Source organism: Escherichia sp. E4742, assembly GCF_005843885.1.
Taxonomy (GTDB): Bacteria; Pseudomonadota; Gammaproteobacteria; order Enterobacterales; family Enterobacteriaceae; genus Escherichia.
Genome location: NZ_CP040443.1, coordinates 4,044,152 through 4,058,337 on the forward strand (window position 1 = coordinate 4,044,152; position 14,186 = coordinate 4,058,337).

The following is a 14,186-nucleotide window of genomic DNA, read 5'->3' on the forward strand; positions in this document are numbered from 1 at the left end:
TGAAGCACGCAGGATAGCTAACACGTGTACGCTGAACAAGTCCGATCAGTTCGGAATAAACCAGTTCAGCCAACGTAGTGGCCACGGAAAACGGTGACGCCCTTCCTGTTGCGATGCTTGCGCGATACGTTCCTGGATAGTTTGCATCAGCGTCGTCTGGCCTTCGCCATCCCACACCAGATTTAATAATAACGGCAGTGCATCAGTCACATCGTCCACTGCCCAGATGGTGAATTTGCCTTCCTCTACCGCCTTCACCAGTTCACTGTGAAGACTTAAATGGCGAACGTTAGCGCTGGGGATAATCACACCTTGCTTCCCACTTAACTCACGCTGCTGGCAGATAGCAAAGAAGCCTTCGATTTTCTCATTCAGACCGCCCACAGGCTGGGCGCGACCAAACTGATCCACTGAACCTGTAATAGCGATACTCTGATTCACCGGGACATCAGCAAGGGCGCTGATCAGAGCGCAGAGCTCGGCCATTGATGCGCTGTCACCATCCACTTCACTGTAAGATTGCTCAAAGGTCAGTGACGCCGAGAAAGGGATCTGCTGCTCAAGCTGAAGTTCCGACATCAAAAACGCCTGCATGATCATCATCCCTTTAGCGTGAATGTTGCCGCCAAGCTCCGCTTTCCGTTCGATGTCGGTAAATTCACCATCGCCAATATGCACAACGCAGCTAATGCGAGAAGGTTCGCCAAATGCGCGTGGATGGCCTGGAAATTCAATGACCGAAAGGGCGTTAATTTGCCCGATGCGTTCACCTTCGGTTTCAATCAGGATCTGCTCTTGAAGGATTTCATCCTGCATGCGCTCGGCGAGGAAACCTTCGCGCCATTCCCGCTGCTGTAGCATTAAGTTTAGCTGCTCGCCGGAGAAGGTATCACCTTCGCACAATGAAGCGACCTCTTTACACTGGCGGAGGATCCACTGCGGACTAAGTGGTAGCGTTTCTTGCTCACCGGTATAGCGTACTGCTTCGCGGATAAGTACCGGCCAGGCGTCGGCGTCTGGCGCTGGCAAGTGGTTAAATCTGGCGATAAAAGTCACCCAGCGACACCACTGGCGTACGGATTCGGCATCGACTATCTGCAGAGTATCTTCAAATTCGCTATAGATAGCTTGTTCAGACAGTTCTGGCTCCATCTCCTGGAAATCGGCCAATGAATCGCGCTCGCCTACCAGAATGACTTTCAGCTTCAATGGCATCGAAGGTACAGAGACGGGGAGAGGGCGCGACTCATCAAATGCTACCCAATCGAAGCGTTCGCGGTTGACGATGTTCTTCAGACGCATCCACAGCAATGGCTGGGCCAGCAGTGTACGCAAGGAGATAATCAAAATGCCGCCATTGGCCTGATGTACCAGTCCTGGCTGCAAGGTAATGTCGCCATTAAACTGGCGCAAACAGCCAAAAAGCTGTTCGGCTTCAGCCCAGTCAGCAGTAACAACCTGGGTTAAGGTCGCAAAATTATCGTCAGTGCTAACTGCATTCCGTAAGCGTATGGTGTGGCCGGAAATCTCATAGTGAGCGCCCATCAGTTGGCCTGCATCGCTTTGTAGCGTGCGTGCAGCATCGGCTATAAGATTCAGATAATCGGATTCTTCCGGCGCTTTTGCCAGTATAAAAGAGGATGATGCCCGCGCGTGCAGCAACTGCTCAAGCGCAAATTGCAGTCGCGGTTGAGTGTCACTGAATAAAGGATCGTTTTCGTCAATCAAATGTGGCTGTGCGAATACTTCCTGATAGCTTTCGGTATCAGGAATCAGGTCACGCCATGCAAGTTTCGTAATGGTCAAAGTCGATGTTTTTTAGTCTGTTGTCAAAGGCGCGATTATACCGTAACCGGCACTGCAGCACACGTAGAAAGCACCGACAAAAGTCCCGGCATGCGCGTTAAAGCTCACAGGACAGAGATTCTTTTCATCACGCAGGTAAAAAGCTGATATTCTGTAAAGAGTTACACGGTAACATTGAGATCGCTATGAAATATCAACAACTTGAAAATCTTGAAAGTGGTTGGAAATGGAAATATCTGGTGAAGAAGCACCGTGAAGGTGAGTTGATCACCCGTTACATAGAGGCCAGTGCCGCCCAGGAAGCCGTCGATGTGTTGCTATCGCTGGAGAACGAACCTGTACTCGTAAACGGCTGGATTGAAAAACATATGAATCCAGAGCTGCTTAATCGCATGAAACAGACGATTCGGGCCAGACGAAAACGGCACTTTAATGCGGAGCATCAGCATACGCGCAAGAAATCTATCGATCTGGAATTTATTGTCTGGCAAAGGTTAGCAGGGCTTGCGCAACGTCGTGGTAAAACGCTATCCGAAACGATTGTCCAGCTGATTGAAGATGCGGAAAACAAAGAGAAGTATGCGAATAAAATGTCTTCTTTGAAGCAGGATTTGCAGGCATTACTTGGTAAGGAATAACTGGCGAAGGTCATTTACTTTACTACAGATGAAAAAAAACCCCGCAGTAGCGGGGTTTTTTATTAGACGAGAACTTAAGCCTGCGGCTGAGTTACAACGTCTTTGATGCCTTTAACTTCGATCTCTACGCGACGATCCGGAGCCAGGCAGTCGATCAGTGCAGCGCGCTGTTTCACGTTGTCACAGGTGTTGCCAGTAACCGGGTTGGATTCGCCCATACCACGTGCGGAGATCTTGTCAGACGGGATACCTTTGGAGATCAGGTAATCAACGACGGACTGAGCACGACGCTCGGACAGACCCTGGTTGTAAGCGTCAGAACCGATGCGGTCAGTGTAACCCAGAACAACTACGGAACCGTCTTTCGGATCCAGGTTGCTCAGCTGGCTGTACAGCTGATCCAGAGCAGCCTGACCTTCCGGTTTCAGGGTTGCTTTGTTGAAGTTGAACAGAACGTCAGACTTCAGAGTGAAGTGCTTGGTCTGTACTTCCGGTGCCGGAGCTGGAGCCGGAGCAACTACTGGAGCTGCTTCGCCCTGACCGAAACGGTAGGAAACACCCAGGCTCAGCAGACCGTTGTCCGGACGAGTACCGATGGTGTTAGCGTCACCGATGTTGTTGGTCCACTGATATTCCAGACGGGTAGCGATTTCTGGAGTGATCGCGTACTCAACACCACCTGCGAATACCGGAGAAACGCCGGTGTCGTGGTCTTTAAAGGATGGGCCACCAGGTACGTTAGCCTTGGTGTCTGCGCGCCATACCATACCACCCAGACGAGTGTAGATGTCCAGATCGTCAGTGATTGGGTAACCCAGTTTAGCGGTCAGCTGAACGCCCTGAGCTTTGTATGCGCCGTTGATGTTGTCGCCTTTGTACGGCATACGACCTAACCAGTCGTAACCCATTTCAAAGCCAACATACGGGTTAACCTGGTAACCACCAAAAGCACCTGCACCCAGTTGGTTTTCGTGGGTCGGACCATTGTTAGGAATGAAACCAGTGTCATGGTACTGGGACCAGCCCAGTTTAGCACCAGTGTACCAGGTGTTATCTTTCGGAGCGGCCTGCGCTACGGTAGCGAAACCAGCCAGTGCCACTGCAATCGCGATAGCTGTCTTTTTCATTTTTTGCGCCTCGTTATCATCCAAAATACGCCATGAATATCTCCAACGAGATAACACGGTTAAATCCTTCACCGGGGATCTGCTCAATTGTAACTCTGCCGATAAATTCGGCTTATGCCGAGCACCCCTGGCGATGTAAAGTCTACAACGTAGTTGAAAACTTACAAGTGTGAACTCCGTCAGGCATATGAAAAAAAAGACTTGTATAAGGTACGTTTAACCTTTTTTGTTAACGATACTTTACAGGATAAAATCGCGGAAACCGCTTCAGACAAGCCTCCACAAGTAAAATTAGTGACAAGTGAAAGCGTCTACGGGTTAACAAAAAAAGTTCCAGGATTAATCCTAAATTTACTTAATGATACAAATTTGAGTGAATTTTTAGCCCAGAAAGTTGTCTCGTGGCGTGAGAGTGTGTGCTTACTGGACGCATAATAAACCCCATTGCGTTACCTTCATTGGCGGCATCGACAAGATCAGCATGCTCTTCTTCTGTCAGATCGTCTGCCAACCAACCGATCACTACGCTGTAATTTCCCGTACGCAAAGCACGAACCATTGATTCCACGGTGTGACAAGGGGAAAGCTGGCTTATCTGCATCACCTTAGTTAAGGGTAGTCCCGCTGCCTGAACCCATTCACGACTTAGTTTTTGTTGCGGCGTTAACCAAAGTTGCCAACGCGATTGTTGGCCGAGTTGCTGTAATAATGGCAAAAGCAGGAGTTGCGTCATCATGGGCTGATCTTCGCGATAGACAACTTCACTAATTAGCCCGGCTGTAGTGTTTTCCGTAGAGACACGCGCAATTTTGCTTGCTGTGGAGGAGAACATCGAAGAACGATTTGCGTAGCCTGAAGTGTACATAATCAATCCAGCCCTGTGAGTTACTGTATGAATATACAGTACATCCAGTGACAACAAAGATCAACACAAATTTCGGAAAGAGCCTCGCAATTTTTGTCGTTGGTGACCTGAAAACTTAAATTAATCTTGCCCCTTGAGAATAAGTTGCCTATTTTCGTATTTAACGGATCCGTTAATGTGAATCATTCTTTTATATTATGATTTTAAAAGGAATTTTATGAAAAGCCTCTCCTACAAGCGGATCTATAAGTCACAAGAATATCTGTCGACGTTAGGCACTATTGAATATCGATCGTTGTTTGGCAGTTACAGTCTGACCGTTGACGATACAGTGTTTGCGATGGTTTCTGATGGTGAGTTGTACCTTCGGGCTTGTGAGCAAAGCGCACAGTACTGTGTAAAACATCCGCCAGTCTGGCTGACATACAAAAAGTGTGGCCGCCCCGTTACTCTCAATTACTACCGGGTTGATGAAAGCTTATGGCGGAATCAACAGAAGTTGGTGCGGCTGTCGAAGTATTCGCTGGATGCTGCGCTTAAAGAGAAAAGTACGCGCGACACCCAGCAACGGCTGAAAGATTTGCCCAATATGTCTTATCACCTGGAAGCGATTCTCGGGGAAGTGGGGATTAAGGATGTTCGGGCGCTACGTATACTTGGGGCGAAAATGTGCTGGTTGCGACTACGGCAGCATAACAGTCTGGTGACAGAAAAGATTCTGTTCATGCTTGAAGGCGCAATTATCGGTATTCATGAAGCTGCGCTCCCGGTGGCACGCCGCCGGGAGCTTGCAGAATGGGCAGATTCTATTACACCGAAACAGGAGTTTCCTGAGGAGCTTGAGTAATCCGACGTTGCAGACGGCCAATTTCTGGCAGTAATGCAATCAGTAACCCGATTTGCTGTACAACCAGAGGTTCTTTGCTGTCTGCCCGCGGTTCAAGTTGTTGCATCCGCTGTTTCAGGCCAGCTAATGCCTGATTGACGCGTTCTTCATCGGCAGGTTGATGATGTAGCGCGTCATCAACATAGCAAACTGCGTCATCAAGAAACGCCAGAATTTCAGGGTTGGTTAACTGCTCGCGGTGTGCGCCGAGGGCAGAAATATAGCTGGTAAACGTATGATTAAGGCACAGTAAACGGAATGCGTCATCGCGAATTTGCGGTGTGACGTTCGGTTCACTGGACATATTCGACACCACCGACGCCAGTTCAGCATCACGGTTGTGAGCATCGCGACGGGCAATACGATACGCCAGACGGTTGTCACGCCCCTGATGATATTGCTCAAGAATGGCATCGAGATAACGGCAGTTAGCATCCGTCGCGCGTTCAAGCATTCGCGGCAGATTGCGAAACCGCCAGTCGGGCCAGATGTAGCTCACCGCCGCCCATGCTATTGCACAGCCGATCAGTGTATCGATTACGCGAGGCAGCGCGACTTCAAAACCTTCACCCAGCAAGTTGAAGCACAGTAACACCAGAAGCGTAATGAACATCGTTGCATGAGCGTATTGCACGTTACGGAAGGCAAAAAAGAGCACGCCGGTAATCACCAGCAGTACCAGTTGTCCTTCCAGTGACGGAACAAACCACAGTACAGGAATACCAATCGCAATACCCACTAACGTACCAATAATCCTTAACTTCAGACGGTGGCGCGTGGCGTTATAGTTTGGCTGGCAGACAAACAGACTTGTCAGCAGGATCCAATACCCGTGATGCATTCCGGTTATCTGAATGATGGCGTAACCAACACACAATACCAGCGACATTCTCACTGCATGGCGGAAGAGTGCAGACTCCGGCGTTAAGTTACGTTTAAGACGCAGCCAGATATCGCTAAACCCGCGAGGGCTGTCGTCGGCGAGTTCATTTTCGTCTGCATTGTGGGGCAGCGCCTGGGCTTGTTCTGATTCAATAGTCGCCAGTTGGGCATCTATGGCACGTAAATTGTTCAGCAGGAATCCCAGTATTTTTAGCAGATCGGCGGACGCACCGTTTTCGCGCATTCGCTCAAGTGCAGCGTCAATATGCGTAAAAGCGCGTTCAAAATGTGGATCGTGCTGATAAGGCTGGCGCAGTAAAATACAGCGTGACAATTGTTGGCAAGCCTGGCCCTGCATCGACATCAGGCGCTGGAAGCGGAACAGCACGTCGCTGTGGCGAAAATGTTCTCGCAGCGTTTGATACTGAATATGTGAAGAGCTTGCCCGCTCGTGGATATCCTGCGCTACAAAATAGTAATGTAGTGTACGACGCGTTCCCCGCTGACCGCGGTCGCCGCGTAAGCGGGTCAGCAACGAGATTTTCGTCTGGTTCAGCGTCACCATAAGTTGCCCGTTGGCGAGCGCCAAATCATACAGCGGAGCCTGGCTTTCATCCTCAATATCAGGATCAAACATACGTGACTTGAGTTCCAGATACCGCGCCAGTTGTTCATAAGAACGTGCCAGGTTGTCCTGCAACGGGCGGACAGGGAACAGCAAATGACCAATAAGCGTCAGGATGTTGTACCAAACCGCACCAGCAAGCAGATAGATAGGCTGCTGATACCAGTGTTCATACAGGGAGGTTCCCAGCATCGTGTAAATGGCAATCAGCAATGCACCGAAAGCGATGGTCGCATAGCGTTGACCCAGACCGCCGAGCAAAATGAAGCCGCTGGTGGAGAGCGTTAAACCAATGGCGAACAGCCAGGGCCACGGAAATAACAGCTCTACTGAAGCCGAGGCAATAAAAAAACAGAACAGCGTAATAATGAGATTACGCAGACGTCCCGCCAGTCGGTCGTCGAGATCGGTCAGTGCTGCCGCCACCATACCGAGAGTCAGCGGAATCGTAAGTTTTACATCACCCAGCCACCACGGAAACGCAGTAGTGCCGCAAAGTGCGATAAAAATGCGCGCGTAATACAGCCAGGTGCTGTTCCAGGTATAGCGTTTGAGCAAAGGACTTAGCATAAAGGCCATAATGTTGGATTATTGGAAACGGCGACGTGCATTGGCTTCACGCGCAGCTTGAGCTGTTTCTACCGATACCACGCGGCGTCCGACCGGCCACAGTGCAATAGCGGCAATTTTAAAGTTCGCAATACCAACCGGAATACCAATGATGGAAATGCATTGCGCGATACCTGTTGCGATATGCATCAGGCATAGCCACCAGCCGAAGAAAATCAGCCAGAAAATATTCAGTACAGTACCGCCAGTGTTAAGCAGCACATTTTTGCCTGCCGGGTTTAGTTCATCGACATGAATAGCTTCATTGCCATAAGGCAGCAGAGACAGTTTGGTTATCTCCCAGCAGGACCGTGTCAGCGGTAAGGTAAAAATCAGCACAATACTGACCAGGGTCGCTAACAGCCAGCCAAGAGTGGTGGCGAATCCGCCAAGCACAAAGTTCAGAATGTTCAAAACGGTACGCATAAAACCTCGCTTTACTGTGGTTTTCAGTAATGGGCGGCAATTGTAACGTTTTTTTGGGCTGGAGCACGTTTTCTCTGGCGGTTACACTGATAAGAAATGACATCGTGTGGATCTACAGAGACATGGAACTGAAAGCGACAACTCTTGGCAAACGTCTGGCACAGCACCCTTACGATCGGGCGGTGATCCTCAATGCCGGGATAAAAGTTTCCGGCGATCGCCACGAATACCTTATTCCTTTCAATCAATTACTGGCTATTCACTGCAAACGTGGTTTGGTATGGGGTGAGCTGGAATTTGTATTGCCTGATGAAAAAGTCGTGCGTCTGCATGGCACTGAATGGGCAGAGACGCAGCGTTTTCACCATCATCTTGATGCTCACTGGCGGCGCTGGAGCGAGGAAATGAGCGAAATTGCCGCTGGCGTATTGCAGCAACAACTGGATCTTATTGCTGCCCGCACTGGAGAAAATAAATGGCTGACGCGGGAGCAAACCACTGGAGTACAGCAACAAATTCATCAGGCTTTGTCTGCGTTGCCATTACCGGTTAATCGCCTGGAGGAATTTGATAACTGTCGTGAGCCGTGGCGCAAATGTCAGGCCTGGCTGAAAGATATTGAAGGCAGTCGGTTGCAGCATAATCAGGCGTATACCGAAACAATGCTTAACGAATATGCGGATTTTTTCCGTCAGGTTGAGTCTTCACCGCTTAATCCGGCGCAGGCCCGGGCGGTGGTTAATGGTGAGCATTCCCTGTTAGTGCTGGCTGGCGCAGGAAGCGGAAAAACGTCTGTACTGGTGGCGCGCGCTGGCTGGTTATTGGCGCGTGGTGAAGCATCACCCGAGCAAATTTTATTGCTGGCGTTTGGTCGAAAAGCGGCGGAAGAGATGGACGAGCGGATCCGCGAACGGCTGCATACCGAAGAGATTACCGCGCGCACGTTTCATTCTCTGGCCCTGCATATTATTCAGCAAGGCAGCAAAAAAGTACCGACAGTCAGTAACCTGGAAAATGACACCGCAGCCCGCCATGAACTCTTTATTGCTGAGTGGCGCAAGCAGTGTAGTGAAAAGAAAGCACAGGCGAAGGGCTGGCGACAATGGTTGATGGAAGAACTGCAGTGGTCAGTGCCAGAAGGCAACTTCTGGGATGATGAAAAATTGCAGCGTCGTCTCGCATCTCGCCTCGATCGCTGGGTCAGTCTGATGCGGATGCACGGCGGCGCGCAGGCTGAAATGATTGCCAGTGCGCCAGAAGAGATTCGGGATCTGTTCAGTAAACGAATCAAATTGATGGCACCGTTGCTGAAAGCCTGGAAAGGTGCGCTGAAAGCGGAAAACGCCGTCGATTTTTCAGGTCTGATTCATCAGGCGATTGCTATCCTTGAGAAAGGGCGGTTTATCAGCCCGTGGAAACATATTCTGGTTGATGAATTCCAGGATATCTCCCCACAGCGAGCGGCCTTGCTGGCAGCATTGCGTAAACAAAATAGTCAGACAACGTTGTTTGCCGTTGGCGATGACTGGCAGGCTATTTACCGCTTCAGCGGTGCGCAAATGTCGCTCACCACGGCCTTCCATGAAAACTTCGGTGAAGGCGATCGCTGTAATTTAGACACGACTTACCGTTTTAATAGCCGTATCGGAGAGGTGGCAAACCGTTTTATTCAGCAGAACCCTAATCAGTTGAAAAAACCGCTGAATAGCTTAACGAATGGTGACAAAAAAGCCGTCACCTTGTTGGATGAGAGTCAGCTTGACGCTTTACTGGACAAGCTATCTGGTTATGTCAAACCCGAAGAGCGCATTCTGGTTCTGGCTCGTTACCACCATCTGAAGCCCGTTACTCTGGATAAAGCCACGACGCGTTGGCCGAAGCTGCAAATCGACTTTATGACCATTCATGCCAGCAAAGGGCAACAGGCCGACTACGTCATCATCGTTGGTTTGCAGGAGGGGGGTGATGGCTTCCCGGCTGTGGCGCGTGAGTCCATTATGGAAGAGGCGCTACTGCCGCCTGTAGAGGAATATCCGGACGCCGAAGAACGGCGATTGATGTACGTTGCGCTCACTCGCGCACGGCATCGGGTTTGGGTACTGTTCAGCAAAGAGAATCCTTCTCCCTTTGTAGACGACCTGAAAAAACTGGATGTACCGGTAGCAAGGAAACCGTAAGAAACAGGCGGCGAGTGCCGCCTGTGCGAACTTACTTCAGGCGTTCTGCGAGATAACGCTGATAATCCGGGATCAGAATATCTACAGCGTCGTTGAAATGTGGTGACTGGATGATGAAATCAGCCGTTGCTACGTTGGTGGCGACCGGAATGTTCCACACCGTCGCCAGACGCAGCAACGCTTTCACGTCGGGGTCGTGTGGTACAGCATTCAGCGGGTCCCAGAAGAAAATCAGCACATCAATTTTCCCTTCTGAGATCAATGCGCCAACCTGCTGATCGCCGCCCATCGGGCCACTCAGCATCGCGTTGACGTTCATTCCTGTCGCGCGGGAAATTAAGTTACCCGTGGTGCCCGTTGCATAAAGTTCGTGCTGCTCCAGAAGCGGCTGATGCCGTTCCACCCAGCTCATGAGCATTTGCTTGCAGTGATCATGTGCCACCAGCGCAATATGTTTACGCGCCGCCATTGTGCGAGTTGTCAGTTCCATAATTTACATCCGTAGTTAACTTTCCTACAGACTACTGTAAGCACTTATCGCTGCAAGATAAAGACTGAAAAAGCCTGCGCACAGGCACAAAAATCTCAGGAAGAAGGTTGTTTTTCCGCCCATTGCAGAAAGTTATTACGCGTTTGTGGGTCAGCCAGTTTAAACCAATACTTCAGCCGTTGTTCAGTGAGCACTTGTGACTGCGGAGGAATCGCATCCAGTTCCGAAACGCCGGAAAGCAGTGTACTGTCGTCCGCCATCATAGTGGCAAACTGCGGTAGCGAAGCGCGTTTTGCGGATTTGTTATAGCGTTCGACTTCCAGCTCATAATCGATTGTTTTCCCGGCAGAGGTAATGGCGAGAATATCCAGCTTCACCGGAATCGGCGTCGCATCGCCATCTAACAATTCAAGGTTCGGCGCTGCGTCAAAATGGTTCGCTTCTCGTTCATTCTCCAGGCGAGGGAGACGAAAATTTACCTGACTAATGAGCTGGGTATTAAAGCTAACGACCAGCGGCGGGGAGATATAAAGTCGTTCTTCGTTACTGGAAAGATGGATTGTCTTTTCAACGCGAAACACTAACTGATGTGGTCCATTATCCAGTTCGATGCTATCAGCACCGCGAAGCAGAGAACTGGAAACCTTTTTACCGTCGAGTATCAGGAGATCAACATCGCTGGATAGCCGCAGTGTGGTGGCAAAAACGGATACCGGCAAACACAGTGCAATCAAGGTGGTCATAATGCCGGTTTTCATAGGTAGCTCCTGTCCAAAGACCGCCCGACTAATAATGTATCAAAATTTTTCTTTAATCATACTTACTAACATATAGACATGTTTTCTGCTTTTGCTCTCATACATTCGTAGTAGCTACATGGTTGGCATGTCGGGATTGTCGTACACTTTGGTAAATAGTCTGGAGGAAATGATGAAAGAAACCGATATTGCAGGCATTTTAACGTCCACCCGCACCATTGCGCTGGTGGGAGCAAGTGACAAGCCCGATCGTCCAAGTTATCGCGTAATGAAGTATCTGCTCGATCAGGGCTATCACGTTATTCCCGTCTCCCCAAAGGTCGCCGGTAAAACGCTGTTAGGCCAGCAAGGTTACGGCACGCTGGCGGAGGTTCCGGAAAAAGTGGATATGGTCGATGTTTTCCGTAATTCAGAAGCAGCATGGGGCGTGGCGCAGGAGGCGATCGCTATTGGGGCGAAAACCTTATGGATGCAGCTGGGTGTTATAAATGAACAGGCGGCAGTGCTGGCGCGTGATGCTGGGCTAAACGTGGTGATGGATCGCTGCCCGGCGATTGAGATCCCTCGTCTGGGGCTGGCGAAATAAAAAATACCCGGAAGGCGAAAACCTTCCGGGCATGTTTATGAGGATTAGTTACGCAGACGCGGCGCCTGGAGTTGTTTGCGGATAGTCTGCGCTAGCTCATCCATTGACGGTTGCTCTGGATGTTCATCCTGCAATTCGCTACTTAGCTGGGCTTCAGCCAGGTAGGTATGAACCGGTAGGCCGTTGTCATCCTCCATCACCACGTGATACCACGGAGCGGCGCGAAGCTCGTCATTCACCGCCAGCTCATCAGGCGACGGTTCAGAGAGCGAGTAAACCGGGTCGATATCCACGACCACTCCGAGATAACCTAACAGGGAATGGCGGACCTGCTGGCCGATACCGAATTTGCTGGCAATCATAGTCACCTCCCGGGAAATCTTTACCTTTGATATATGGGCAAAATTTCACTTTTCAAGTTACATGACGCGACAGGCAAACCCTTTCAGATATAGCCCTTCCGGGTAGGTAGCGATCACCGGGTGATCGGCGGCCTGACGGAACTGCTCTATAAATTGTACATCACGACCGGCATCAATTGCGGCGTCAGCGATGATTTTCTGAAATAAATCGCTGGTCATCAGGCCAGAACATGAGAAAGTCAGGAGAACTCCGCCTTCATTCAACAGCTGAATGGCCAGCATGTTGATGTCTTTATAGCCACGGCATGCGCCCATCAACTGGCTTTTATTCTCAACAAACTTCGGCGGGTCCATCACGATAACGTCAAATTTTTCACCGCGATCGCGATAGGTACGCAGCAATTTAAAGACGTCATCACGGACAAACTCAGCCTTGCTCAGATCCAGCTTATTCAGCTCAACGTTCTGCCGCGCGATATCCAGGGCTTCCTGCGAAGTATCGACGCTGACAACCTGGCTGCATCCACCCATTAATGCCGAGACGGCGAAACCACCGGTATAGGAGAAACAGTTGAGTACGCGTTTATTTTCAACGTAGCGGCGGGTAGCCAGGCGGCTGTCACGCTGGTCCAGGTAGTAGCCCGTTTTGTGGCCGTGTTGAATGTCCACCAGCAGCTTCATACCGTGTTCTTCAATCGGCAGCAGGGCAGGCGGCAGCTCGCCGGTAACGGGCCCCTGGGTCAGCTCCATACCTTCTTTTTTACGTACAGCGACGTCGCTGCGGTCGTAAATTGCGCACTCCGGATAGAGCGTTTGCAGGGCGCTAATTAATGCCGCGCGCTGATACTCTGCGCCAGCACTCAGCAGTTGCAGCACCAGAAAATTGCCGAAGCGGTCGATAGTAATGCCAGGCAGGCCATCAGATTCGCCAGCGATTAAACGATAGCTGTCGAGGCCATCTTTTTTCGCCAGCCAGTCGCGCCACTTTTGCGCTTGTTGTAAACGGCGAGTAAAAAAGGCAATGTCGATGGATTCTGACGGGTCAAACGTCCAGACGCGCGCACGGATTTGCGATGCTGGCGAATAAGCGCCGCGTGCTAACCATTTTCCCTGATGATCAACAATATCGATGGTTTCTCCGAGGCTGGCTTTACCTTCCATCCGGGCAACGGCGCCGGAAAAGACCCACGGATGGCGACGAAGTAATGATTTTTCGCGCCCTTTGGCTAACACTAAACGTACACTCATAATTAACTATTCTGTCGATGCAAAGAAATGGGCGCCATTGTCCGGAGTTTTCCATGGATTTGCAACGCGTCCATTAAGGATAAGGGGAGCAGTCATGTCGAAAGTCAGCATAATTGCCTGGGTATACGGCCGGGTTCAGGGGGTAGGGTTTCGCTATACCACCCAGTACGAAGCGAAAAAACTGGGATTAACTGGTTACGCCAAAAATCTTGACGATGGCAGCGTGGAAGTCGTTGCCTGCGGTGAAGAAGGGCAGGTGGAAAAATTAATGCAGTGGTTAAAAAGCGGCGGCCCGCGTTCAGCGCGTGTGGAACGGGTGCTTAGCGAGCCGCATCATCCCTCGGGGGAATTAACCGATTTTCGTATTCGTTAAATGCATTTCACCGGTTTAGGCAGGCCAGCAATTTTGGTGGCTTGCTTTGCCGGGCCTTTCGGGAACAGTCGGTACAGATAGCGGCTATTGCCTTTCTCTTCACCAAATTTATTCGCCATCGCTTTAACCAGCATACGAATTGCCGGAGAGGTATTAAATTCCAGGTAGAAGTCACGCACAAAACGCACCACCTCCCAGTGTTCTGGCGACAGTGTAATACCTTCGTTCTCTGCAATGACCACCGCCAGTGGTTCGCTCCACTGGCTACTCTCTTTGAGATAGCCTTCGGTATCGGTTTCTATCTCTTTACCTTCGAAGATCAGCATAA

General features: G+C 50.4%; 15 protein-coding genes. 5 read left to right on the forward strand and 10 right to left on the reverse strand.

The genetic code is table 11. The features are described 5' to 3' along the window. Positions 1 to 45: 45 nt before the first annotated feature. Positions 46 to 1,806, reverse strand: a complete 1,761-nt coding sequence (locus tag FEM44_RS19350; protein ID WP_135522886.1) for an AAA family ATPase — start codon at positions 1,804 to 1,806, stop codon at positions 46 to 48. A gap of 185 nt (positions 1,807 to 1,991) precedes the next feature. On the opposite strand from FEM44_RS19350, the gene matP reads away from it, so the two are divergent. Further along, a complete protein-coding gene (gene matP, locus FEM44_RS19355) occupies positions 1,992 to 2,444 on the forward strand; it encodes a macrodomain Ter protein MatP (RefSeq protein ID WP_064528401.1) in 453 nt (150 codons plus the stop codon). A 74-nt stretch (positions 2,445 to 2,518) separates the two neighbouring features. Here matP and ompA read toward each other — a convergent pair whose 3' ends face one another. Both ompA and sulA read right to left on the reverse strand, forming a co-directional pair. Continuing rightward, on the reverse strand, positions 2,519 to 3,571 hold the full coding sequence (ompA, locus tag FEM44_RS19360) for a porin OmpA (RefSeq protein WP_064528817.1): 1,053 nt from the start codon (positions 3,569 to 3,571) through the stop codon (positions 2,519 to 2,521). Positions 3,572 to 3,926: 355 nt separating this feature from the next. Next, a complete protein-coding gene (sulA, locus tag FEM44_RS19365; protein ID WP_064528402.1) occupies positions 3,927 to 4,436 on the reverse strand; it encodes an SOS-induced cell division inhibitor SulA in 510 nt (169 codons plus the stop codon). A 217-nt stretch (positions 4,437 to 4,653) separates the two neighbouring features. Here sulA and sxy point away from each other — a divergent pair, with 217 nt between their 5' ends. After that, complete coding sequence (gene sxy, locus FEM44_RS19370; RefSeq protein WP_135522885.1) at positions 4,654 to 5,283, forward strand: CRP-S regulon transcriptional coactivator Sxy; 630 nt, start codon at positions 4,654 to 4,656, stop codon at positions 5,281 to 5,283. On the opposite strand, the gene yccS is transcribed toward sxy, so the two are convergent. Together yccS and FEM44_RS19380 are read right to left on the reverse strand one after the other, a co-directional pair. After that, on the reverse strand, positions 5,246 to 7,408 hold the full coding sequence (gene yccS, locus FEM44_RS19375; RefSeq protein WP_135522884.1) for a YccS family putative transporter: 2,163 nt from the start codon (positions 7,406 to 7,408) through the stop codon (positions 5,246 to 5,248). The two genes, sxy and yccS, sit on opposite strands and share 38 nt — an antisense overlap. Before the next feature lie 9 nt (positions 7,409 to 7,417). Next, positions 7,418 to 7,864, reverse strand: coding sequence for a YccF domain-containing protein (locus FEM44_RS19380; RefSeq protein WP_064528407.1), 447 nt, complete (start codon positions 7,862 to 7,864; stop codon positions 7,418 to 7,420). Positions 7,865 to 7,986: 122 nt separating this feature from the next. On the opposite strand from FEM44_RS19380, the gene helD reads away from it, so the two are divergent. Beyond that, entirely contained in the window at positions 7,987 to 10,041 is a 2,055-nt protein-coding gene (helD, locus tag FEM44_RS19385) for a DNA helicase IV (RefSeq protein WP_135522925.1), read from the forward strand. Positions 10,042 to 10,072: 31 nt separating this feature from the next. On the opposite strand, the gene mgsA is transcribed toward helD, so the two are convergent. Together mgsA and FEM44_RS19395 are read right to left on the reverse strand one after the other, a co-directional pair. Beyond that, a complete protein-coding gene (gene mgsA / locus FEM44_RS19390) occupies positions 10,073 to 10,531 on the reverse strand; it encodes a methylglyoxal synthase (RefSeq protein ID WP_064528411.1) in 459 nt (152 codons plus the stop codon). Positions 10,532 to 10,626: 95 nt separating this feature from the next. Further along, entirely contained in the window at positions 10,627 to 11,289 is a 663-nt protein-coding gene (locus FEM44_RS19395; RefSeq protein ID WP_130205387.1) for a DUF2057 family protein, read from the reverse strand. Between the two features lie 172 nt (positions 11,290 to 11,461). On the opposite strand from FEM44_RS19395, the gene FEM44_RS19400 reads away from it, so the two are divergent. Further along, positions 11,462 to 11,875, forward strand: coding sequence for a CoA-binding protein (locus FEM44_RS19400; protein WP_064528416.1), 414 nt, complete (start codon positions 11,462 to 11,464; stop codon positions 11,873 to 11,875). A gap of 44 nt (positions 11,876 to 11,919) precedes the next feature. Here FEM44_RS19400 and hspQ read toward each other — a convergent pair whose 3' ends face one another. Both hspQ and rlmI read right to left on the reverse strand, forming a co-directional pair. Further along, positions 11,920 to 12,237, reverse strand: a complete 318-nt coding sequence (hspQ, locus tag FEM44_RS19405) for a heat shock protein HspQ (RefSeq protein WP_001295356.1) — start codon at positions 12,235 to 12,237, stop codon at positions 11,920 to 11,922. A gap of 57 nt (positions 12,238 to 12,294) precedes the next feature. Next, complete coding sequence (gene rlmI / locus FEM44_RS19410) at positions 12,295 to 13,485, reverse strand: 23S rRNA (cytosine(1962)-C(5))-methyltransferase RlmI (protein WP_064528417.1); 1,191 nt, start codon at positions 13,483 to 13,485, stop codon at positions 12,295 to 12,297. Positions 13,486 to 13,579: 94 nt separating this feature from the next. Here rlmI and yccX point away from each other — a divergent pair, with 94 nt between their 5' ends. Further along, entirely contained in the window at positions 13,580 to 13,858 is a 279-nt protein-coding gene (gene yccX / locus FEM44_RS19415) for an acylphosphatase (protein WP_135522883.1), read from the forward strand. Here the strand turns inward: yccX and tusE are convergent. Next, on the reverse strand, positions 13,855 to 14,184 hold the full coding sequence (gene tusE, locus FEM44_RS19420; RefSeq protein WP_000904443.1) for a sulfurtransferase TusE: 330 nt from the start codon (positions 14,182 to 14,184) through the stop codon (positions 13,855 to 13,857). The two genes, yccX and tusE, sit on opposite strands and share 4 nt — an antisense overlap. Between the last annotated feature and the right edge of the window lie 2 nt (positions 14,185 to 14,186).

What these genes read in the sequence shown, in the direction of transcription:
- matP (WP_064528401.1), top strand. Translation starts at nt 1,992, where the DNA reads ATGAAATATCAACAACTTGAAAATCTTGAAAGTGGTTGGAAATGGAAA.
- ompA (WP_064528817.1), bottom strand. Translation starts at nt 3,571, where the DNA reads ATGAAAAAGACAGCTATCGCGATTGCAGTGGCACTGGCTGGTTTCGCT.
- sulA (WP_064528402.1), bottom strand. Translation starts at nt 4,436, where the DNA reads ATGTACACTTCAGGCTACGCAAATCGTTCTTCGATGTTCTCCTCCACA.
- sxy (WP_135522885.1), top strand. Translation starts at nt 4,654, where the DNA reads ATGAAAAGCCTCTCCTACAAGCGGATCTATAAGTCACAAGAATATCTG.
- yccS (WP_135522884.1), bottom strand. Translation starts at nt 7,408, where the DNA reads ATGGCCTTTATGCTAAGTCCTTTGCTCAAACGCTATACCTGGAACAGC.
- FEM44_RS19380 (WP_064528407.1), bottom strand. Translation starts at nt 7,864, where the DNA reads ATGCGTACCGTTTTGAACATTCTGAACTTTGTGCTTGGCGGATTCGCC.
- helD (WP_135522925.1), top strand. Translation starts at nt 7,987, where the DNA reads ATGGAACTGAAAGCGACAACTCTTGGCAAACGTCTGGCACAGCACCCT.
- mgsA (WP_064528411.1), bottom strand. Translation starts at nt 10,531, where the DNA reads ATGGAACTGACAACTCGCACAATGGCGGCGCGTAAACATATTGCGCTG.
- FEM44_RS19395 (WP_130205387.1), bottom strand. Translation starts at nt 11,289, where the DNA reads ATGAAAACCGGCATTATGACCACCTTGATTGCACTGTGTTTGCCGGTA.
- FEM44_RS19400 (WP_064528416.1), top strand. Translation starts at nt 11,462, where the DNA reads ATGAAAGAAACCGATATTGCAGGCATTTTAACGTCCACCCGCACCATT.
- hspQ (WP_001295356.1), bottom strand. Translation starts at nt 12,237, where the DNA reads ATGATTGCCAGCAAATTCGGTATCGGCCAGCAGGTCCGCCATTCCCTG.
- rlmI (WP_064528417.1), bottom strand. Translation starts at nt 13,485, where the DNA reads ATGAGTGTACGTTTAGTGTTAGCCAAAGGGCGCGAAAAATCATTACTT.
- yccX (WP_135522883.1), top strand. Translation starts at nt 13,580, where the DNA reads ATGTCGAAAGTCAGCATAATTGCCTGGGTATACGGCCGGGTTCAGGGG.
- tusE (WP_000904443.1), bottom strand. Translation starts at nt 14,184, where the DNA reads ATGCTGATCTTCGAAGGTAAAGAGATAGAAACCGATACCGAAGGCTAT.